General features: G+C 59.6%; 15 protein-coding genes. 3 read left to right on the forward strand and 12 right to left on the reverse strand.

From position 1 onward, the window contains the following. Positions 1-14: 14 nt before the first annotated feature. Positions 15-4,004 (forward strand): non-ribosomal peptide synthetase, encoded by a 3,990-nt coding sequence (locus GA0061105_RS13760; RefSeq protein WP_092750718.1) that lies wholly within the window; start codon positions 15-17, stop codon positions 4,002-4,004. Continuing rightward, positions 4,001-5,356 (forward strand): lysine N(6)-hydroxylase/L-ornithine N(5)-oxygenase family protein, encoded by a 1,356-nt coding sequence (locus GA0061105_RS13765; protein ID WP_092750720.1) that lies wholly within the window; start codon positions 4,001-4,003, stop codon positions 5,354-5,356. The genes GA0061105_RS13760 and GA0061105_RS13765 overlap by 4 nt, the downstream gene beginning before the upstream one ends. Here GA0061105_RS13765 and GA0061105_RS13770 read toward each other — a convergent pair. The 4 genes from GA0061105_RS13770 to GA0061105_RS13785 all read right to left on the reverse strand — a co-directional run bounded on the left by GA0061105_RS13770 (position 5,329) and on the right by GA0061105_RS13785 (position 9,193). Beyond that, a complete protein-coding gene (locus GA0061105_RS13770; RefSeq protein ID WP_092750722.1) occupies positions 5,329-6,048 on the reverse strand; it encodes a 4'-phosphopantetheinyl transferase family protein in 720 nt (239 codons plus the stop codon). The two genes, GA0061105_RS13765 and GA0061105_RS13770, sit on opposite strands and share 28 nt — an antisense overlap. 70 nt (positions 6,049-6,118) lie before the next feature. Continuing rightward, on the reverse strand, positions 6,119-6,916 hold the full coding sequence (locus GA0061105_RS13775) for an ABC transporter ATP-binding protein (protein WP_092750724.1): 798 nt from the start codon (positions 6,914-6,916) through the stop codon (positions 6,119-6,121). Positions 6,917-6,926: 10 nt separating this feature from the next. After that, positions 6,927-7,820, reverse strand: a complete 894-nt coding sequence (gene ntrB / locus GA0061105_RS13780) for a nitrate ABC transporter permease (protein ID WP_092750726.1) — start codon at positions 7,818-7,820, stop codon at positions 6,927-6,929. Between the two features lie 59 nt (positions 7,821-7,879). Continuing rightward, positions 7,880-9,193, reverse strand: coding sequence for a CmpA/NrtA family ABC transporter substrate-binding protein (locus tag GA0061105_RS13785; RefSeq protein WP_064696898.1), 1,314 nt, complete (start codon positions 9,191-9,193; stop codon positions 7,880-7,882). A 453-nt stretch (positions 9,194-9,646) separates the two neighbouring features. Here GA0061105_RS13785 and GA0061105_RS13790 point away from each other — a divergent pair, with 453 nt between their 5' ends. Further along, positions 9,647-11,374, forward strand: coding sequence for a putative bifunctional diguanylate cyclase/phosphodiesterase (locus GA0061105_RS13790; protein ID WP_245304323.1), 1,728 nt, complete (start codon positions 9,647-9,649; stop codon positions 11,372-11,374). Here the strand turns inward: GA0061105_RS13790 and GA0061105_RS13795 are convergent. The 8 genes from GA0061105_RS13795 to GA0061105_RS13830 all read right to left on the reverse strand — a co-directional run bounded on the left by GA0061105_RS13795 (position 11,371) and on the right by GA0061105_RS13830 (position 21,240). Next, entirely contained in the window at positions 11,371-13,026 is a 1,656-nt protein-coding gene (locus GA0061105_RS13795; RefSeq protein ID WP_092750730.1) for an alpha-keto acid decarboxylase family protein, read from the reverse strand. The two genes, GA0061105_RS13790 and GA0061105_RS13795, sit on opposite strands and share 4 nt — an antisense overlap. A gap of 38 nt (positions 13,027-13,064) precedes the next feature. Then, positions 13,065-13,889 (reverse strand): MBL fold metallo-hydrolase, encoded by an 825-nt coding sequence (locus GA0061105_RS13800; RefSeq protein ID WP_092750732.1) that lies wholly within the window; start codon positions 13,887-13,889, stop codon positions 13,065-13,067. Positions 13,890-14,004: 115 nt separating this feature from the next. After that, positions 14,005-15,033: a sugar phosphate isomerase/epimerase family protein gene (locus GA0061105_RS13805; RefSeq protein WP_208601644.1), complete on the reverse strand. Its 1,029-nt coding sequence runs from the start codon at positions 15,031-15,033 to the stop codon at positions 14,005-14,007. A gap of 127 nt (positions 15,034-15,160) precedes the next feature. Next, a complete protein-coding gene (iolE, locus tag GA0061105_RS13810) occupies positions 15,161-16,099 on the reverse strand; it encodes a myo-inosose-2 dehydratase (protein WP_064696895.1) in 939 nt (312 codons plus the stop codon). A 39-nt stretch (positions 16,100-16,138) separates the two neighbouring features. After that, positions 16,139-16,630, reverse strand: coding sequence for a hypothetical protein (locus GA0061105_RS13815; RefSeq protein ID WP_092750736.1), 492 nt, complete (start codon positions 16,628-16,630; stop codon positions 16,139-16,141). Next, positions 16,627-17,745: a ferritin-like domain-containing protein gene (locus tag GA0061105_RS13820; RefSeq protein WP_092750738.1), complete on the reverse strand. Its 1,119-nt coding sequence runs from the start codon at positions 17,743-17,745 to the stop codon at positions 16,627-16,629. The genes GA0061105_RS13815 and GA0061105_RS13820 overlap by 4 nt, the downstream gene beginning before the upstream one ends. 98 nt (positions 17,746-17,843) lie before the next feature. Further along, positions 17,844-19,715, reverse strand: coding sequence for a GMC oxidoreductase (locus GA0061105_RS13825; protein ID WP_092750740.1), 1,872 nt, complete (start codon positions 19,713-19,715; stop codon positions 17,844-17,846). A 94-nt stretch (positions 19,716-19,809) separates the two neighbouring features. Further along, on the reverse strand, positions 19,810-21,240 hold the full coding sequence (locus GA0061105_RS13830; protein WP_092750742.1) for a glycoside hydrolase family 15 protein: 1,431 nt from the start codon (positions 21,238-21,240) through the stop codon (positions 19,810-19,812). Positions 21,241-21,318: the final 78 nt, after the last annotated feature.

Genomic DNA, 21,318 nt, shown 5'->3' on the forward strand with positions numbered 1-21,318 from the left:
GTCTGGATGGCAAGATGAACAAGCAGATTACCAATTTCGCCGATGCCCGCCCGACCGATGCTGTGGACGCCGTCTTCGAGAGCTTTCCGCTGACGATCGCGCAGAAGCGCATCTGGTCGCTGGAGCAGATCGGCAATTACACCGTCTTTCCCGATCACGTCATCGGGCTGCGGTTCAGCGCCGGGGGCGATCCCGAGACGATTGCCGGCGCCTGCCGCACACTCGTGGCTGAGAACCCGTCACTTGCCACCCGCTTCCGCCGGCTGGCGGGCGGCCGCATCGAGCAGTATCGCGGCGCATCGAACGCCGTGCCGATGGAAATCCTCGGCAAGGAAGGAGCCGCTCTTTCCGAGGCCGAAGCCTTGGCCGCGCGAAAAGCCTTCCGCGATAAGCGCTTCGATCTCCTGGAAGGGCCGGCAGCGCGCATCCAGATCATCCGGCTTGCCGATGGGCAGTCGCTGCTGACGATCGTGCTGCATCCGATCATCTCAGACGACCGCGAAAAATCCGTTCTTGCGGGTTCGCTGGTGCGCATTCTCGACGGCGCACCGGCCGGCGACGTTCTCCCGGCGGAAATTTCGGCCGGAACACGGGAGGAAGTATGGCTGGAGACGGATGCGGCGCGAGAAGCACTTGCCTATTGGCGCGAGACGATCGGTCTCGATTATGCGGCCTCGACGTTCCCCACCCGCTTCAACAGCGGCGGGCTTGCAGGCGTGGCGCGCGCTGAGCATCGGTTTGCGATCGAGCCTGATCTTTGGGGCAAGCTCGAAAGGCATGCACAGGGCAAGGGACACCACGTCGAGCGCGTGCTTCACGCCGCCTTCTGCGCGCTGCTGGCGCGCTATAGCGGCAGCTATGCTTTGCTGACCGGCCTCCTGGTCGCGCGGCCACCCACGGAACATTTCGCCAGCCGCGGCCGCGCCGAACAGGTGCTTCCTCTCGTCCTGCCACTCGCCTCCCGCCAATCGCTCGACGACGTCGTCGAGGCGATCTCATCGGTGACGGAGGAGGGGCTTCGCCGGCTCGTGCCGCTGGAGCGTATCACGCAGGAGCTGGTGGTCGACGAGGCCGCCGCCCAGGAAGCCGTGGTCAAGGCATTGTTTGAATTCCGCGAACCTTATCCCGTGCCGAGACAGGCGACGAACCTGGAACCGCCAGGCGCCCGCGCCGACAGTGAACTTTCCCTAGTGATCGAGGCGCGTCCTGAGGGCGCTGCGTACGGGCTGATCGACTATGCGCAGGATCTCTATGACGGCGCCCTGATCGCCCGTGTAGCCAAGCATTTTCGCTTTGTGCTCGAACAGATCGTCGCCCAGCCGGGTCTCAGGATCAAGGACATCGAACTCGTCGGCAGCGACGAGCTCGACTGGTTGTCTGCGCCCTACGAGGATGACGTCGTCAACGACGACAGGCCGGTCCACGAGCTGATATCGGCTCATTCGCGCCGGACGCCCTCGAAGACGGCGATTGTCTATGGCGACGAGGAGTGGAGTCATGGCTGGCTGGAGGCGAGCACCAACCGCCTAGGGCATCGGTTGCGGCAGCTCGGCGTTCGCGCCGAGATGACGGTCGCTATCTTCATCAAGCGTTCGCCGGAAGCGATCGTCGGCATACTCGCGACGCTGAAGGCCGGCGGCGCCTATATCCCCGTCGAGCCAGATCATCCGCCGGTGCGCAACCACCACATCCTGCGCGATGGCGGCGTCAAGATCGTTCTGACCCACAGCTGGCTGCGCCATCGCCTGCCGGAGGAGCTCGACGCTACCATCCTCGAACTCGACAAGCTCGATCTCGAAGGCGAGCCGGATACGCCGCTCTATGTTCCCACGCACAAGAATCAGCTCGCCTACGTCATGTACACGTCGGGATCCACCGGACTGCCGAAGGGTGTCGCCGTCGAGCACGGGCCGCTGACGCATCATCTGCAGAATACTTCGCGCGTCTACGGCATGAGTTCGGAGTCGCGCGAACTGCCATTCCTGCCCTTCAGCTCGGACGGAGGCCATGAGCGGTGGATGAACCCGCTGATGGAAGGCGGCAGCATTATTCTTCCCGATCAGCCGCTCTGGACGCCGGAAGAGACGCTGACGGCGATGCGTAGGCACGGCGCCAACAATGCCAGTATACCGACAACCTATCTGCAGCAGCTGGCGGAATGGGCCGACATTACGGACGGCGCGCCGCCGATGCGGCTTTATTCCTTCGGCGGTGAGGGGCTGGCGCAATCGACCTTCGATCTTCTGTCGCGCGCGCTGAAATCGGAATGGCTGATCAACGGCTACGGCCCGACAGAAACGATCATGACGCCAATGGTCTGGAAGGTGAGAGCCGGCACGAAATTCCAGGGCGTTTACGCGCCGCTCGGCCGCGCCGTCGGGCTGCGGCGCGTCTATGTGCTCGATCCCGATCTCAATCCTTGCCCGATCGGCGTGACCGGCGAGCTTTATATCGGCGGCGAGGGCATAGCCCGCGGTTATCTCGGCAAGCCTGACACGACGGCCGACCGCTTCATCCCCGATCCGTTTTCGAAAGAGGGCGGCCGGCTTTATCGCTCCGGTGACCTGACGCGATGGCGTGAAGATGGAACCGTCGAATTCGTCGGCCGCGTCGACCATCAGGTGAAGCTGCGTGGATACCGCATCGAACTCGGCGAGATCGAAGCGGCGCTGCTTCAGCAACCCGGCGTCGGCGAAGCGCTGGTTGTGCTGCGCGACGATGATGCCGGTGAGAAAGCGCTGGTTGCCTATGTGGTTCCTAGGAAGGAGGAACGGCTGGACGTCGAGACGGTCCGTTCTGGCCTCGAACGCAGCCTGCCGTCCTACATGGTGCCGGCGGCCGTGGTCGAACTCGAAAAGATGCCGACCAATCCGAACAGCAAGCTCGACCGCTTCGCGCTGCCGGCGCCGCAGCCGGTCAAGCGCGCCATCGTCGAGCCGGCTAGCGTGCTCGAAGAAGAGGTGCTGGATGTCTGGCGCCAGGTTCTCAAGCTGGAGGCGATCAGCGTCGAGGATAATTTCTTCACGATCGGCGGCAATTCGCTGGGCGCGATCCGCATCCTGTCGCTGCTCCGGCAGCGTCGGCCGAAGATCCCCCTGACTGTCGCCGATATCTTCAACAACCCGACCATCCGCGGCTTTGCCGGCGTGATGGAACAGGGGGAGGAAAGGGATCTCTCCGAGGTGATCGTGTTGCGGGCATCAGGCGCCAAGCCGCGGCTCTATTGCTTCCCGGGACTTCTCGTCAGCACCCGCGAATATGTGAAGCTCGTCGATTATCTCGGGGCCGATCAGCCGGCGACCGGTTTCATTTGCCACTCGCTTTCCGAAAAGAAGGAAGTCGGTGCGCCGGTCGAAGAGATCATCGAGAGCTATGTCGACCATATCAGGAAGCACAGCAGCGGCGCGCCCTGCTACTTCCTCGGCTGGTCATGGGGCGGGCTTCTGGCCTATGAAGCTGCCCGCACGCTCGCCAACCAGGTCGACGTCCGGATGATGGCGATGGTCGATGTTTGCGATCTCGGATCGGAATTTGCGATCGGCGCCAAGCCGCGCTTCCGGCCGGGCGAGCGCGACGCGCTTCACCGGGACGTGCAGGCATGGCTGCAGAAAACGGCGATGCGGCCCGAATGGGACCGGCTGCTTTCGACAATGGACGCCGATACCTATGAGCAGTTCCTGCGTTTCGTCGGCGACGAGAAAGACCCGCTTCCGACCGATGGGCCCGATATCAGCAGCCGCGAACACACCTTCTGGGTGCTGATCGACAATGCCCTGATCTTCCGCAAGCATCGGCTCGTTCCCCACGACGTGCCGATCTATCCCTGGGCGGCCGATGACAGCCTCAATCGTGGCCTCAATCTGATCGATTGGCGCCGCCTGTCGCCGCGCGCGCATGCGGCCGAGATCATCACCGGCACCAACCACCTGCACATGATCGGGTCGCCCGCCTTCCACTCAAGGCTTGCCCTGCGTCTCAAGGAAACAGAGAAGGATAACGCATGACCGTCGCTTTTACCCGCAGGGATGCCCTGAACGAGCCGCTCGATCTTGCCGGCATCGGCATCGGTCCCTCCAATCTGAGCCTTGCCTGCCTGCTGGAATCCGTGCCCGAGATCCGCAGCCGCTTCTTCGAGCGGCGCGGCGCCTTCGACTGGCATCCCGGCATGATGATGCCCGGCGTCGAGCTGCAATCGTCCTTCCTGAAGGACCTCGTCACCCCGGTCCTGCCGACCAGCCGCTGGTCCTTCATCTCCTATCTGGTGGCACATAAGAGGCTCTACGCTTTCCTGAATGCCAATTACGAGGCCGTGCCCCGGCAGGAATTCGCGCGTTATCTCGCCTGGGTCGCCCAGGGCGTCGAGGGCTTGCGCTTTGCGAGCGAGATCCGCGACGTTGAGCACCGCGACGACCGCTTCGTCCTGCGCTTTGACAACGGCCAGGAGGAAGCGCGCAACCTGGTGATCGGCACGGGATCTTCGCCCTTCGTGCCCGATTGGGCGAAACCCTTCCTGGGTGCGGATTGCTTCCACAACAGCGAGGCCAAGTCGCGGCTCAACGATCTCCGCGCCGCCCGCATCGTCGTGGTCGGCGGAGGCCAGAGCGGCGGCGAGGTGGTCGAGGCGCTGCTTGGCGATCCCGGTTCGATGACGGAGCTGACCTGGATCAGCCGGCGTCACAATTTCGAGCCGATCAACGACACGCCGTTTTCGAACCAGGTCTTTTCGCCGGAATATGTGCAGGCCTATCTCAAGCTCAGCGGCGAGCAGAAGCAGGCAGCCCTGAAGAACTCGATCCTGACCAGCGATGGCCTGTCGGTATCGACGATCCACTCGATCTACCGCCGCCTCTACGCGCTGCGATATATCGAGCCCAGCGCGCTCAACGCATCTCTGTCGCCGAACCGCGACGTGATCCAGATGGAGCGGAACGGCAATGCCTATCGGCTCATCGTTCGGAACCACTTCGACGGCGGGATCGAGGTGCTTCATGCCGACGCGGTGGTTCTTGCGACCGGCTACAGGTTCCGACTGCCGGATGCGCTCGGCTCGCTCAGCGAAAGGATAAACCTCGACAGGAACGGCTATCCCACGCTTAATGACGATTACACCATGCAGTGGACGGGCCCCAGAACCAACCGGCTGTTCGCGCAGAATGCCGGCCGATATTCGCATGGTATTGCCGACTCGCAGTTGAGCCTGATGGCTTGGCGCAGTGCAACCATCATCAACGCGCTTCTCGGCCGGCAGCATTTCGATGCGGAACCGGACAACGCCCAACTGGTCTGGGCGACGCAGGCCGCCTCCACCATGCCGCATCAGATGGCCGGCTATTCAGACGGTATGATGTCGTCCTGAAACATAGTCATGCGAATGCCGGGGAAACCGGATTGAGAACGGACGGCCAGCGCGATGACGTGCTGGCTGCCGCCCTCGATCAGACGATGATGCCATCGCCGGTCGACAGTGCCGCCCTTTGCCGCGACAGGAGTGCCGTCCTCCCAGGAGAAGGTGACGTTGCGAGGATCTTCAGCCAGCCCGACTCCGAGCGCCTTGAGGTGGCTCTCCTTGAGAGCCCAGAGCGCGACAGCCGCGCGCGGACGTTCACGCATGGGCAGATGGTCGAGCCAGCGTCGCTCGTCGGCGCTGCAATAGGCTTCCAATGCTGCTTCCTCGATCTCGGCATCGGCGCGCTCACAATCTATTCCGACGCACTCGCATCCTGAAGCGACGGCGACAGCCACCAGCCCGTCAGCATTGGCGAGACTGAATTGCGGCGCATCACGACGGTCGAGCGTCAGCCGGCCGCGCTCGTCTGCAAGCAACATTACATCGCCCGGCTCTATGCCGGCACGCGCGCTCAATATTCGCCGCAAGAGATACCGGCCGGCGATGAACGAGGTTCGATCCCGGTCGAATCGGTAGGCTGTGGCGCGCTCCAGCTCATTTGCTGAAAGCGAGCGCATCCAGCGGTTCCGGTCGCGCTCGTTCTTCGGATACTGCCAGAGCGCGATGTCGATGGCGGGAAGTTGATTTTCCGACTGCTGCATGGATCCACTATGCGTGCCGCGAGGCGATTGGCAATCACATAACCGTTGGCATGTGGAATGCCGCGGGATCTTACTCCGCGGCTTCGATGAAGCGGTGGCGTTCGTAGAGGAACTTCAGCACCGCTTCGCGGCATTTGAGATATGTTCGGTCCGAGGTGAGTTCGATGCGATTGCGAGGACGCGGCATGGTCACGTCGAGCACTTCGCCGATGCGGGCCGCCGGGCCGTTGGTCATCATCACGATGCGATCGGACAGCAGCACTGCTTCATCGACATCATGGGTGATCATCACCATCGTATTGCCGAGCCTGGCGTGGATTTCCATCACCGCGTCCTGCAGATGGGCGCGAGTGAGCGCGTCGAGTGCGCCGAAGGGCTCGTCTAGCAGCATGATCTTCGGCTCCATGGCAAGCGCGCGGGCGATTCCGACGCGCTGCTTCATACCTCCGGAAATTTCAGAAGGCCGCTTGTCTTTGGCATGCGCCATCTGCACGAGGTCGAGATTTTTCGTCACCCAGTCATGACGCTCCGTTTTGGTCTTCGTTCTGTTGAAGACCTTGGAGACAGCGAGGTTGACGTTCTCGTAGACCGTCAGCCAGGGCAGGAGCGAGTGGTTCTGAAAGACGACGGCGCGTTCCGGGCCCGGTTCGTTGACCTCGCGGTTTTCAAAGAGCACCGCGCCCGCGGAAACGGGAGTGAGCCCGGCAATAAGGTTCAGCAGCGTGGACTTGCCGCAGCCGGAGTGCCCGATAATCGAGACGAATTCGCCTTCTGATATCGTCAGGTTGATATCCTTCAGGATCTCGGCGCGCACGCCGCCGCGATCGAAATGCTTGTCGATACGATCGAGCTTCAGATAGGCGTTCATACTGCGCTCCTCAATTGGCCATTGAGCCACGGGTGATGAGTTTGCCGAGCGCTGCCACCAGCTTGTCGAGGGCAAATCCGACAATGCCGATATAGGCCAGCGCGACGATGATGTCCGGGAGACGCGATGAATTCCAGGCGTCCCAGATAAAGAAGCCAATGCCGACGCCGCCGGTCAGCATTTCCGCTGCAACGATCGCGAGCCAGGAGAGGCCGACGCCGATCCTGAGGCCGGTGAATATGTAAGGCGCTGCCGAAGGCAGCATGATCTTCCAGAAAAACTCGAGCTGGTTGAGGCGCAGCACTTCGGCGACGTTGCGGTAGTCCTGCGGAATATTGCGGACGCCGACCGCGGTGTTGATAATGACAGGCCAGATCGAGGTGATAAAGATGACGAAGATCGCCGAAGGGTTGGAATCTTGGAAGGCCGCGAGTGACAGTGGCAGCCAGGCAAGTGGTGGAACCGTGCGCAGCACCTGGAAGATCGGATCAAGGCCGCGCATCGCCCAGACCGACTGTCCGATGATCGCACCAATAATGACGCCGGCGATCCCGGCCAGCCCGAATCCATAAGCGACGCGTTGCAGCGAGACGAGCACGCGCCAGCCGAGCCCGATATCCTGGGAGCCGTAATTGAAGAAGGGATAGGCGATCAGATCATAGCTGTCCTGCCAGACCTGATGCGGCGACGGCAAAGACGCGTCGGTCGAAGAACACAGCACCTGCCAGACGAGCAGGAGAAGCGCCAGCACGACGACCGGCGGAACGACATTGCGAAGTGCAGTCAAGCCCGCGCGACGAAAGTCAATCCGTGGTCCATGCCCGCCCGAAAACGGCAGGACCTTTGCCGCGCGCTTGACGGCGACGGTCGCGGAGGGATTTTGTTTATTTGCCAGGGCGGACATCGACGCGCTCCTCACGTAAAAAAAAGGGCCGGCGCGCTGGTGGCGCGCCGTAAGACGGGTCAGGAGACGGCCTTGATCGAAAGGCTCTCCAGATAGGCCGAGGGATTTTCAGGGTCGAAGACCTTGCCGTCGAAGAACGTTTCCTTGCCACGGGAAGACGATGCGGGAATGTCGGCGGCGGCGACGCCGAGGTCTTTGGCGGCCTCGCGCCAGATGTCTTCGCGGTTCACCTGGTCGACCAGCGCCTTGACATCGGTTGTAACAGGCAGGTTTCCCCAGCGGATATTTTCCGTCATGAACCAGGTGTCATGGCTCTTGAACGGATAGGAGGCGCCGTCCTTCCAAAATTTCATGTAGAGGTCGGTGGCCTTGACCTCGCGGCCGTTGCCATAGTTGATGTCGCCCTTGAGGCGGCCAAGCACGTCCTTGGTCGGCACGTTGAACCATTGGCGCTTCCCGAGAATGTCGGCCATCTCCGCCTTGTTATCCATGCTTTCGCACCACTGCTGCGCTTCCATGACAGCCATCAGCAGGGCTTTGGCAGCGTTGGGATTCTTTTCGATCCATTCGGCGCGGAGCCCCAGCGCCTTTTCCGGATGACCCTTCCAGAGCTCGCCGGTGCTGGCTGCGGTGAAGCCGATGCCCTGGTTGACGAGTTGCTCGTTCCACGGCTCGCCCACACAGAACACGTCCATATTGCTGACCTTCATATTGGCCACCATCTGCGGCGGTGGCACGACGATGGTCGAAACATCCTTGTTCGGGTCGATGCCGCCGGCGGCAAGCCAGTAGCGGATCCAGAGGTCGTGGGTGCCGCCCGGGAAAGTCATCGCGGCCTTGATCTCCTTGCCTTCGGCCTTCTTCTTCTCGAAGGCGGCCTTCAGCTTGGAAGCATCGAGCTGCACGCCGGTTTCGGCATATTCCTTGGCCACTGAGATGCCTTGGCTGTCGAGATTGAGCCGTGCAAGGATCGCCATCGGCACCGGCTTGTTGTTCTGCGTCACCTTGCCGGTCTGCATGAGATAGGGGAGCGGCGAGAGGATATGAGCGCCGTCGATGCCGTTGGCCGCTCCGCCCAGCACCAGATTGTCACGGGTCGCACCCCAGGAGGCCTGTTTGGCCACATCCGTTTCCGGAAGCCCGTGTTTTTCGAACAGGCCTTTTTCCTTGGCGATAATCAGCGGCGCGGAATCCGTGAGCGCGATGAAGCCGAGCTTCACCCCTTTTACTTCAGGGCCGGTCCCGGCTGCAAAGGCGCCGGAGGGAAAGGCAGTCTTGACGGCGCCTATGAGGGCAGCCGCTGCAGTCGTCTTGAGCATGCTCCGGCGGCTGATGCCGGTTGTCGAAATCCCAGTCGTCGAAATCTTCTTCATCTGCAGGTTCCCCTCTGCTTGGTGAGTTCGAACGCAAAAAAACGCCGCCGGAATTTGTGTGCGCGGGATGGGAAATCCCCGACAGCAAAGACCTTGCGACGCCGTTGTCTAATGCGGGCGCTTATGCCGTGCCCGTCCGCCTCGGTCGCCGTTGACCGGGCAAGGAGGAACCTGCAACCAGCGTGCCAGTTCGGGCAAAAATCGGTAACGTTCTGAATAAAAAGAAGAAACCGGACGATTTCTTGGGTGCTTATTTTTTGTGCTGTGTTGAATTATGATTATGATTTGTGCGATGCGAATATATCAGCACTGGCGGGAGCGCTATATTTGTGCAGTGCACATAAATACGGCACGGAGGGACGCTGGGCTGATTAACAGCGACGGCTTGCCCTCGATTAGCACTCTTTAAAATATTCAATGCGACATTCGGGCGAACGAAACAGCGAGATCGCCTTGAGCAACAAACGATCCAGAACGAATGTCGAGCTTGAGAATCTGCTCCGCCAGCTTGGCCTGGCGCTTGAGGCATCCGGCATCGGAATCTGGCAGCACAACATCGCAAAAAATCAGACGCGCTGGGACGAGCAGCTCAAGCTGATCTATGGCGTCCCGAAAGCGCCGCTCGATGTCATCTGGCTCGACAGCGTCCACCCCGACGATCTGGCGGCGACCAATGAAATATTTCTGCGCGCCATCGAAACCAAATCGGATTATGCATCCGAATTCCGCATCGTCCGGCCGGACGGAGCGATCCGCTATCTGCGCTCGCGCGCTCGCTATTTCGTCGATGCTTCCGGCGACGGTTGTTTTGTCGGCGCCGAATGGGATGTGACGGACGACGTCCTTCTCAACAAGGAGTTGGAGAGCAGCCGGGCGGAAGCTCGGTTCGCCGCCGATCACGACCACCTCACCGGCCTATTGAACCGGCGCAGCTTCGATTCTGCCCTGTCGGAGCTTGCCCGGCAGGAGAGCGTGAAGGTTGCGCTTCTTCATATAGACGTTGATCGTTTCAAGGAGATCAATGACCGTTTCGGGCATGCGGTCGGCGACCTCATCCTCTGTCATGTCAGTGAGATTCTGTTGGAAGCCATCTCCGCCGGTGACGTCGCGGCACGCCTCGGCGGCGATGAGTTTGCGGTCGTCATCGCTGAGGACAAGCCCGACAAGACGAAGACGGTCCTTGGCCATATTCAGCGACGTCTGGAGAGCCCGCTTCCTGTTGGCGACCAGACGCTGAGCGTGCAATGTTCCATTGGCGTGGCCAGCGCCATGAGCGCAGACTTCGCCAAGCTGCTTTCCCAGTCGGACTTGGCTTTGTACCATGCCAAACGGAATGGCCGGAATCGCGCCGAGATATTTTCCGACGAGATGGCTTCGACCCTGGCGAACGAAAGGCAGCTCGCGCAGGATCTGCGATCCGGACTGGCGCTCGGCCAGATCCGTCCGTTTTACCAGGTGCAGGTCGATGCCAGGTCATTCCGGGTAAATGGTGTCGAAGCTCTGGCGAGATGGAACCACCCGACGAAAGGAATCCTCGCCCCGGCGCATTTCCTGTCTCTCGCCTCGTTGCATGGATTGGTGGCAGAGCTAGACGATGTCGTTTTGAAGGCTGTTCTGTCGGATATGCAATCCTCGGCTTCCCTGATGGAGGGCATCCGCGTATCCATCAACCTTTCCGCCGATCGTCTCAATGATCCCGAATTGGCAACGAAACTCGGCGGCTATGACATCCCGGCCGGCCGGGTGAGCTTCGAGTTGATAGAGACGATATTCCTGGACAGCCTGAGTGATCGGGTGCGCCAGAACATCCAGGCGATCAAGTCCTTCGGTATCGACATCGAGATCGACGATCTCGGATCGGGGCATGCCTCCTTGCTGGGCCTGCTCGAGCTCAGACCGGACCGCGTCAAGATCGATCGCCAGCTGGTGATGCCGATCCTGCAATCCGTGCCCAGCCGCAGGCTGGTGAGTTCACTGGTCGACATAGCGCGGGCGCTTGACATGGAAGTGATTGCGGAAGGGGTGGAAACGCTCGACCATGCCAAAGTGCTCGCCGATCTCGGTGTTCACACTCTCCAGGGTTATGCTTTTGGACGGCCGCAGTCGTTTGCCGATCTGGCGGCCCGATTGGAGCAGGAGGCACTAGAGTTCGGGCAACCGGATGTCGCGCGCGCGCTCTAGCTTGCTTTCCAGTTCGCATTGTCGGGGATCGACCGCTGAGGCACGACGACCTGGATGATCGACGGGCTGTTCAGGTTTTCTTTGGCGCCGTTTATGGCGCTCTGCAGTTCGCCATAGGTATCCACTTTCCAGCCTTGGCAGCCAAAGACCTCTGCCAACTTGCTGTAATTCCATCGGTGCAGAATGCATGAATTGTAGAACGGCTTGTTGCCATGGAAGACCGATGCATCGGCAAGCCACTGCTCCACGCCATAGATGCCGTTGTCCATCACGAAGACGATCGGGTTGAGGTTGAAACGGGTTTGCGTCGAGAGGCATTGAGCGGTCATCTGAAACCCGCCATCCCCCGCAAAGACCAGCAGCCTCTGTTTATCTTGCTTCGCCAGCGAAACCCCGGTCGCGGCCGGGCCGATATAACCGATCGCCGAATAGGATGATTGGACGATGAAACCGCGACGAGCACCCACTTCAAGAAGCAGGCTCCCGAAATAATTCAAACTAGCGTCCGCACCAACGATCGTATTTCCGTCGATCTGCTGCTGAATGAAATCATAGAAGCCCTGATAGGTGATTTCGGCTGCCGGATTCACGACCGGCGCTCGCCGAACCGTTTTCGCCGGAAGAGTTTGGGTTTTGCACGTCAGCCTTTTGTCGATCAAGCCGTTGACGAGATCCGCCAGCGCAACCTGTGCGTTGAAGATCGTGCCATATTTTACCGTATCCCAAGAGGCGAATGCGGTTTTATCGAGATCGATAGGCCAGCCCAAATCGTTGATATCAGTCAACCAGACACCCAGCGCCAATACGAAGTCGGCGTCTTTGACCAAAGACTGGACATAGGGTGACGACGATTTGCCATCAAAGACCCCGGCAAATTGGACATCGTCTTCCGACAGGATGGCCTTGCTCAGAAGCTCGGTCACGTAGGGAATTTTGAGGTCCCGAATGAGCCGCTCCGCCTGGTCGTGAAGGCCAAACCGGTCGATCTCGACGCCGATCCAGATCAAGGGTTTGGTGGCATTCTCCAATCTTTCGCTGATTTGCGCGATCGACTGATTGAGACTGTCCTCGTCGGATATGACGGGCGCCGCCTTCAATGCATTCGACGGGCGTGCGCATTCGAGGTCGACCATATCCTCCAGCAACTCGATATAGACCGGACGTCTTTCCGTGATGCACTGTGTCAGCGCATAGTCTATGAGCATTGGCGCAAGATGAGGGCTGTCGATGCGGACGGTAGCGGCGGTTATGTATTCGAACACCTGAAGATCCGTTTCCCGTCCGCTGATGAAGTGATGTGAACTGTAGCCGGTTTGTTCGAATGTCAGCGTTTTCTGAATGCTTGGCGCACCGTTGATCAGAACGACCGGCACTTTCTCGACGTAAGATCCGGCGATCGCATTTGTTGCGCAAAGCGAGCCTGCGGAATAGGTGACGCACAGCGCGCCAATTCCCCTCAGTCTCGCATAGCCGTCGGCCGCATAACCGGCATTCAGTTCGTTCACCTCTTCGATGACCTGAATACCGCTCTTCTCGACATAGCTGTTTACCCATTCGATCGAATAATCGCCCGCTACGGAAAACAGGTGTCCCAAGCCCAGTTCGCCAAGTCTGTCGACCAGATATTGCCCAACCGTGTATGTATCGCCCATGGTCCAACGGCTCCCCTGTTGACGACAATTGACCTTTATTAGAACTCGCTCGCGTTATCGAATAAGCGCGGTATGTATATGTCGAATATTCCGGGGCATTTTCGCTCGGGAAATCTTTCCAGCAGGAAGCGCTTGAAAGCATCATTGGTGAGTCCGTTGCCGGCGGCCTCCATGGCGGCGGACAAATACTCTATATTTTTGGCAACTTCGTTCTTGTCGGCCGGAAAGCCGTGGCCGGGAAGGAACAGCTCATAGTCGGACAGCAGCATGCCCTGCAAAATCCCGATCCAATGCTCCATGTATTTCGTCAGATAGAGGTGCGTTCCGCTGTAGATCAGGTCTTGCGCAATAAAAACGCCCACGTCCGGAAGACCTATGGTGAGGAGAAAATCGATCTCCGTATCAACGACCTCATCAAATACGTATTTGACTCCGTCGATGATCTCGTGGCCGGCGCGAACCGTATTTTCGGGAATCACCAAGCTCTTCGGAGCGAGGTTGCCCAATTTCCAATGGTCATCCAGGGAATCCTGCCCATGCTGCTTCAGGAACTCCTTCGTTTCCGACAACGTATGAATCGGAATGTCGTTGAATGCGGCTCCCAGGCCGAACCAATGGTCGGGGTGCCTGTGCGACAGGTAAATCCGGTCGATTTCCTTGCCGATACTGTCGGCATACGCCCTGAATTGCAGCGCATAGGGAACGAGGAATTGCCCATCGACAAGAACAAGCTTGTTCCTACTTTCGATGATGTGCGTTGCATTGGCGATATTGTCATCCGTGAAAGCTGAAATGAAGGTATGAATACGGACATCGCCTGCTCGCCTGACGATTTTGATGGGATCCGGCAATTGCGCCACCATAGGTATCTCCCTGATTTCAAGGTCGTTTGCTGAGGTTTGACGTTCCCCCGGGCATGGCGGAGACGTGGTTCCCCAGCATTCCCGGTTTTGTTTCCACATGTGCGCCAGGGCGCCATCATGGGTTAGATCGACGGGCGTGGGACGCGATTTTCTCCTCCAATGTCCTCAGGGCGGTGCGCGCAACGTCGTAGGCGCTATCGACGCCCGCCTCCGGCGCGTCCTCGCCGGGCCGCCAGAAGCGTCTGCGCGTCATTCGCATCGAGCTCGCGAAGGGGGGAATCGCGTTAAAGACTTCGACGAGATAAGGGCCGGAATAGACCGGCTCGATTTCGTCCAGCATGATCTCCCAGGGAATCCAGCTATCTCTGACCGCGCCCCGGTCCGGCGCTGAGATATGAACGTAATTCAGCCGGCTTTGCTGTGCTGCCCGGGCGACATTTTCCCTGAATATTGCCGGCCCCTGGCTTTCCATCACGACCTGAGCCGTATCGATCGTGACTCCACAGACAGGGATGTCGGCGCTTTCGAGAAAATCCAGCGCTTCCGAGACCATGGTCGGCCCGGGTGTCTCCCAATTCTTGACGGGTTCGATGGCGAGCTTCACCCTCTTCTCGGCAGAATATTGCGCCAATTCCCGGAAGACGGAGGCGGCCGCCGCATATCGTGGCTTCATCCAATCCTGAAGCGCGTCGCTCCAGATCCCTTCACCGTCATCCGTCAGCGGAAAGATCCCATAGGGGTACAGGAACGGCCCCGACATGATCGTATTTTCCCCGCCCAGCACCGAGGTAATGTCGACGCGCGATTTGAGATAGGACAAAGCCTGCTTGCGCTGCTCCTCGTAGGGCGAGGTCGGATCGAAGGTTCGCGTGGTCCCCACATTGGTTGTGAACTTCACATCCCGGAAGCCTGCCTGATCGAACGCCCTCTTGAGGCTGATATAGCTTTCAACCTCAGCATGATGACCGACATGGGCCGGTCCTGGGGCGATATGCACATCGAAGCCGGTGTAGCCGATCTCGGTAAGAGCTTTCAGATGTCTGACGAGAACCTGAGTATAGCCCGCGTCATTCGGCCTCAAATCGGCTGTAAACATAAAGAAGCTGAAATAGATATCTCGCCTGCGTGCCTCTTCCATCTTCATCGCTCCAGCTGTGGCTATCCAGTAATGCGTGGTTCAGGATGATGTCTCGCCCGGCATTGTGATGAGGCGAGGTCGGTCCCGCCTCCTTCACATTGCCATCGGGCTGAAACAAACGGTCCGCGCCGGGCTACCATCCAAGCAGCTTGCGCAGATATTCGCGGCCCATTTTCGCGTATTGCAGCGGATTGGCCTTGGCCGGGTCCTGCTCTGCCTCGACGCAGATCCACCCGGCGAAATCCGCCTCGGCCAACGCATCGAGAATTTCCGGAAAGGTCTCGATGGAACCGTCACCTGGCACGGTGAATATCCCCGCCTCGATCCCTTGCTGGAAGGACAATTCGCTGTTGTGAATCCTCGCAACCACCTCGGCGCGAATGTCTTTCAGGTGAACATGCTTGATGCGGTGGCCGTATTTTCTGGCCAGCGCCAGCGGATCGACACCGGCAGCCGCCTGGTGCGCGGTGTCGAGAAGCATGTTGACCAGGCGAGGATCCGTCTCGTCCATCAGCCGGTGGATCGCTTCCGTCTTCATCACCCCCGTTCCGAGATGCGGGTGATAGCAGAGCCGGCGGTTACGGGCCCTGGCTTTCTCTCCCGCCGCGTGCAGGCCTTCGATCAGCTGTTTCCACTGGTCCTCGGAGAATTCGGGGCAGTTCGGGAACAGGGCGACCGGAAGCGGATTGACCGCTCCGCCAAACTCCGCAACGACGAGATCGGCCCTGCGCGGATCGTCGCTGCCGCCTTCCATCGCTTCGAGGAAATCGAGCTGAGCATCGACGCTTTCAAGCGTATGACGATTCATCGCCTTGATGGTGAAGTAAGTGCTCACCCAAGGCTCGGAAATCCTTAATCCCCTGAGTTCGAGGGCAGGCCGCAGGATTTTCGGATCCGTCGGATATTTATGGCCGACGCCGCATCCGACATAGCCGGCGAGCGCCATCTCACTCAGTGCCTGCTCGTAGGGGATGCCGATGTCGATGTTGATAAAATCGTCATTCCACCAGAGCGTGGGGATGACACCGAGCCAGACCTTGGCGGGCGTCAGTCGATGCAGATATGTCGTCATGGCAATGATCCAGTTCTTTGAAGACGAGCGGACGTGACGTCAGGTCAGGTTTTGGAAATCGAGAGCCGGAGAAAAAGCCGGAATCTTCGGCGGAAAGGCCCAGGAGCCGAAACCTTGCCCCTTGGCGCCTGCAGGGTGGGCTCCGATCGCCTTCCAGAGCAGCCCCTCGATATAGGCATCGGGAGAAACAACGAAGGTGATATTCGCAGGCCTGGGGCCAAAGCGCTCCGTCCAGGCGGAGGACAGCTCGAACCAGGTGCCGGAATACCAGAGCTTGATCAGCGCGCGGGCCACGTCTCCCAGCAATTCATTGCCGAGAATGGTCGTGCGAACTGCCTGGATACGCGCCTTACTTTCCGGAGGTGGCAGGGCGGTGAACGCGGCCAGCAGCGCGTCGGTGATCTCGCCGCCGACCACCTTGTCGAGCGTGGCGAGATAGGTTTCCGCCAGGCCAGTTCCCAGAAGATCGAAGTGGGAGAAAGCCGTTAATTCGGCGGAAAGACCCAGGAATGGCTCGAAACGGCTGGTCATGCGTTCACCTCCGCCTGCCGGGTGACGGCTGGTTGTTTGATGCCGCCGGGGATCTGATAGGTGGGGCTGCCGTTCTTACCGGGGTGCTTCGGCAGCGGATTGCGGATGAGTTCGAGGATCATGTTGCGGAATTCGAACATCATCGGAACGGCCTCCAGCAGCAGGCTGGGCTGGCCGTTAAAGGCTCGCGTCAAAAGCTGGAGAAATTCGCCATAGCGGGTGTTGAAGGCGATCGCCGCCTCACGCAGTTCCGAACCCTCGAATATGTCCTCCACTTTCAGGTTCTCTTTTATGGGATAGGCGCCCTCCCAATCGACCTGCAAGTGCGGACCCGTGGGGTGGCCGGGCTGGTCGCCCTTCTGGTAATAGCGGCCTTTGACCAGTTCCTCGAAACGATAGTAGTGGGCCAGTTCGTGGTCGTCATCGTCGTAGATACCGCCGCCGTCGCCCTCGCCCTGTTCGATGATGAGCTCGATGGCTTCCAAGGCGCTTTTCAAATCGGTCACGGGAAACAGCTCACCGCCGCCGGAGTAATAATATTCCGAGGTGATCTGGCGCGACCCGTCGCCGGTAAAGATGGTTGTGCCCGCCCCATGCGCTTCCGCTTCCAGGTATTTGATGCCTTCCGCGATCGCCGAGTAGAACTCGCCGATACTGTAGAAATGGAAGTCCTCATGCCTCGGATGGCTGGCAAGCGCGGTGATATCAGGCGGAGTTTTGCGGTATATCAGGCCCTTGCCGACGAGATGTTCAGGACGCTGGGCCGGCCGCTCGATTTTCAGGAAGGTCGCTAGCGCCTCACGGCCGAAAGCCTGGATGCCGACCTTGAAATCGGTCTCGCCGTCCGGCAGGGCGGCGGGATATCTCGCTACGAAGTCCGGCCTGACAAGATCCGGTTTGCCGCCGATGGCATTGAGAATATTGGCCGCGATCGTCAGATGCAGCATTTCTTCCACGACGATCACGCGCAAAACCTGGGTTGCATCCTGGTTGACGCCGGGCTTGATCGAGTAAAGCGCCGTCAGATACGGCGGAATCGTCGCATGTTCGAGCTGCATCGCCCGGTAGAGGAACTCTTTCAGCTCATCGAGCGTCTTGATACTGTAGGAATCCATGCTCATGCTCCGTGAAAGATAAGTTGGGTGCACCGGCCGGCTTCTTGTCGCTTGCATCGAACCATCGGTTCGTTCGCGCGCTGGATGCCGGCCTTCGTTCAATGCAGAGACTTGAGAATGTTGCGACCGCTTCGGAAGCACATGGCGGCCAGCGTCAAGGTGACATTGGCCGTGCCGATCGTCGGCATGCTGCCGCCGCCCACGAGATAGAGATTTTCGTGGTCCCAACTGCGCTGGTTCTTGTCCACGACGGAATTGGTCTTCGTCGTTCCCATGATATGGGTGCCGGCCAGATGATTGCCGCCGCGGATCGCATAGCCTTGTCCCTCATAGGCCACATAGCCGAAATCGCTGGGGTCGTAGCGGGTGTAATCCTGCGCGCCGAGACGGGTAAAGACGGTGCGCGCAAACTGGCGGCCATAGGCCGCACCCTTCATGGTGTATTCCGGAACCGTGAAGGACAGGATGGGCCGCATGTTGCCCAGAGCATCGGTATATTGCGGATCCACCGTAATGCGGTTGCTTTCGACGGGCATGACCTCGATCATGAATGCCAGCAGCAACTGCCGCGAAACCTGCTCGATCATGCCGCGCCGAAGATCCGCCCCGTAGAGGTTGCGATCATCCACCAGTTCGAGAAGGTCGGAGGTCGGCGAACCCGTGGCCCAACCCCAGCCGTCATTATGGATATCGATGGCGAAGGCGGCTTGCTTTTCCCGGAAAGGGCCGTCCCGCAGGTCGACGATACCGCCCGTCGAACTGGTTCCGCGCATGGTGCCACAGATTTCCGGCATCAGCGCCCAGTTCAGCAGATAGGCGTGGTCCATCAGATTGCGTCCGACAAGACCGCTGGTGCTGCGCAGGCCGGAGGCCAGCATGAGACGCGCCGTTTCGATGGCGCCTGCCGCAAGCACGAAAATCTTGCCCTTCACGGTGATGGTCTCGTGGGCCGGTGAGGCCGGGTCCTTGTAAATCTTGACCTCGAGAGAGCGGACTTTCCCGCTATCCGGATCGATGTTGACTTTCGATGCGACGGCCTGCGGCAACAATTCGACAAGCCGCTCGCCCCTTTCCCCGCTTAGAGCGAACGCCTTGGCAAGTGATTTGCCGGAGTGGTATCGCGCTTGCACGGGACAGAGCGGTACGCAGTTGGTGTTGCCCTGGCAGCGACCGCCCTCTTCGACCTGATGCGTATCGACTGCGCCGATTGGACGGTAGCCCTTCCCACCGTCATAGGCCGGGTTTGGTATGCCATTGCGCCCCTGCGGATAGGGCCTGACCTTCAGGGGATAGGTCTTGTCGTAAAGTTCGACGCTGGTGCCCTCGATGCCCTTGTTGACCTGCTGATCCAGATAGGAAAGCGGGATGCCGCGCATGGGAAAGACATAGTCGTCCGGGAAGGTCTGCCCGAGATATTGCTGATCTTCGACATTCGCCGATACGCCGATTTCCCGCTCGGCCAGGCGGTAATCCTCCTCGACTTCCTCAAAGCTCAGCGGCCAGTCCAGCCCCTGGCCGAAAAGCGTGCGCGTTTTGAAATCCGAGCGAAGCAGACGGGGCGTTTTCGCCTCCCAGTGCATGGTCGTTCCGCCGAAAATGCGGGTATATACCGTATCACTGACATAAGGGCCGGATTGAACTATATAGTTCGAGCTATCGGTTTCCCCCGCCTGCAGCTTGCGAAGCTGCGGGCTGCGGGGTATGGCTGCGTTCGCGTTCAGCGGAAAGGGCGACTGGTTGTCCTTGGAGGCTGCCGAATAAAAAGTCGTCAGCAGATTGTCATAGCCTGCGAGAGTACTATTGGCACCGGTTCCGGCTTCAAGGATAAGGACGCGCTTGCCGGCTTCCGCAGCCTGCTTGGCAATGATTGCTCCGGAAACGCCGCTGCCGACGATCACGATATCATAGTCATCAGACTCTGCGACGGTTTTGGCATCGGCTCTTATCGCCGATTCGAGGGGGAAAAGCACTTTGGTCCTCCATTATTCCCGGAAGCCGCGTCAGGCTTTGCGGATCATGTGTTCTGGACTCAATCGAGATTTCAGACCGGGCGACCTGAAATCGTCATGATTTCGGGCCGCGGGAGTTTCGGGGTTTGGACTTGGCGGCCGGGGCGGCGGCAGAGCGGGCTCTGACTGCGGAGAGAAAGGAGGCATAGCTCCAGGTCAGATTCCGGACGCTTTTCTCGTAGCCGACGGTACCATCGAACTGTTCGCTCAGCTCATAGTGATCGCTGTGATAGACGATGGCCCGCAACATGACGTCAGACGAAGCCCGCAGGGCAGCCGACGCTTCGGCGGCGCTGCTGGATGCGCCAAGTCCCAGTTCCGCGAAGAAGGGTTCGGAGAACTGATCGAGGGGAATGGCGCCGCTGGCATCGATGGCATTGGCAAGCCGATATTGAAACTCGGCAAAGTTGGCTGTGCACAGAGCCCAGGGATGCCCGCCGACCACTGGAGCTGCCACATCGCCATCGTAATGGTCACCTGGATAGCGCCCGAAGAGTGGTCCGAGCCCTTTGGCCGCGTCGGCGCCATTGACCGGGTAATAGTTCGAAGACGAAGGATCGGCCCACTGGCGCCGCAGAATGGCCGCCGTTGCCAGAAGCTTGGTGTCGGTCGGCTCGATCCCGCCATAGCAGACCGAAGAGACGATATCGATGTTCGCGTCATAACCGGCTTGCTCCGCGGCATCCAGAATGCTCACATAGAGCTGCCCGTTCCAGTGGATCGCCAGCTGGCTTTCCAGCCAGGAGATGGCATCGGCCACCCCGGCAGGCACCGCAATACCGATCGTGTTTGTGGAAATTTCTCGGAAAAAGCGCAGCTGTACGGCTCTGGCGAAAAACGAATAGCCTTCATATTCCTCCCAGAGATTTGTGGTCTTGTTCTGGTAAACTTCGAGAAGATAAGCGAGGTTGGCCTCGACCAACTGTTTGGCGATCGTCTGCGTGGCTCCATCCAACTGATCGAACAGGGTCATGATCGCGATCGACTGAATGGCCGGCCCGTCATTCTGCTCCGACCACGGGCGAACCTCGCCGGTGATGGTGAAGCAGGCGTGGCCAAGTGTGACGGTCGCGGAATTCTTGGCATTCGCCTGGCAGAGCGCTGCGAAATTTACATAGTCGACCAGGCTCGGCGAAACTCCGCCCGGGACCGGCAGCAATCCGGCTAGCGCGATCTCGATGGCCGTAATGGCGCCGTCGCGGACCCAGTTGAAAACGTAATCCTGGTCGACACCCGGCGTGTTCGCAGGGTAGGAGGGTGCGGCGATGACGCAGCCGGGGGCCGAAAAGACGCCGGGCGATGTGGGATCCTCGATGACGTAGCCATCGCTTGTGATGTTGCGCATCATCAGAAGAGAAAAATAGCGCGACAATGCGACCAAATCGGTCTGCGCGAAGGCTGGCCGCGGTTTGACCGTAGGCGCATTGGCGCCGATATGGGCCGGGTTCGCACCCGTCATTGACTGACTCCAAAGCGCAACTGTCATTGACTGACTCCAAAATCGGTTGAGACTTGCCGTAATCAGATCGAGGAAATATTCCGATCGAATGGGCGTTGAGAGTGA

This window comes from Rhizobium aethiopicum (assembly GCF_900094625.1).
Taxonomy (GTDB): domain Bacteria; phylum Pseudomonadota; class Alphaproteobacteria; order Rhizobiales; family Rhizobiaceae; genus Rhizobium; species Rhizobium aethiopicum.

Excerpts from the sequence above, each read along its gene's own strand:
- GA0061105_RS13760 (WP_092750718.1), top strand. The coding sequence starts at position 15 with ATGAACAAGCAGATTACCAATTTCGCCGATGCCCGCCCGACCGATGCT.
- GA0061105_RS13765 (WP_092750720.1), top strand. The coding sequence starts at position 4,001 with ATGACCGTCGCTTTTACCCGCAGGGATGCCCTGAACGAGCCGCTCGAT.
- GA0061105_RS13770 (WP_092750722.1), bottom strand. The coding sequence starts at position 6,048 with ATGCAGCAGTCGGAAAATCAACTTCCCGCCATCGACATCGCGCTCTGG.
- GA0061105_RS13775 (WP_092750724.1), bottom strand. The coding sequence starts at position 6,916 with ATGAACGCCTATCTGAAGCTCGATCGTATCGACAAGCATTTCGATCGC.
- ntrB (WP_092750726.1), bottom strand. The coding sequence starts at position 7,820 with ATGTCCGCCCTGGCAAATAAACAAAATCCCTCCGCGACCGTCGCCGTC.
- GA0061105_RS13785 (WP_064696898.1), bottom strand. The coding sequence starts at position 9,193 with ATGAAGAAGATTTCGACGACTGGGATTTCGACAACCGGCATCAGCCGC.
- GA0061105_RS13795 (WP_092750730.1), bottom strand. The coding sequence starts at position 13,026 with ATGGGCGATACATACACGGTTGGGCAATATCTGGTCGACAGACTTGGC.
- GA0061105_RS13800 (WP_092750732.1), bottom strand. The coding sequence starts at position 13,889 with ATGGTGGCGCAATTGCCGGATCCCATCAAAATCGTCAGGCGAGCAGGC.
- GA0061105_RS13805 (WP_208601644.1), bottom strand. The coding sequence starts at position 15,033 with ATGAAGATGGAAGAGGCACGCAGGCGAGATATCTATTTCAGCTTCTTT.
- iolE (WP_064696895.1), bottom strand. The coding sequence starts at position 16,099 with ATGACGACATATCTGCATCGACTGACGCCCGCCAAGGTCTGGCTCGGT.
- GA0061105_RS13815 (WP_092750736.1), bottom strand. The coding sequence starts at position 16,630 with ATGACCAGCCGTTTCGAGCCATTCCTGGGTCTTTCCGCCGAATTAACG.
- GA0061105_RS13820 (WP_092750738.1), bottom strand. The coding sequence starts at position 17,745 with ATGGATTCCTACAGTATCAAGACGCTCGATGAGCTGAAAGAGTTCCTC.
- GA0061105_RS13830 (WP_092750742.1), bottom strand. The coding sequence starts at position 21,240 with ATGACAGTTGCGCTTTGGAGTCAGTCAATGACGGGTGCGAACCCGGCC.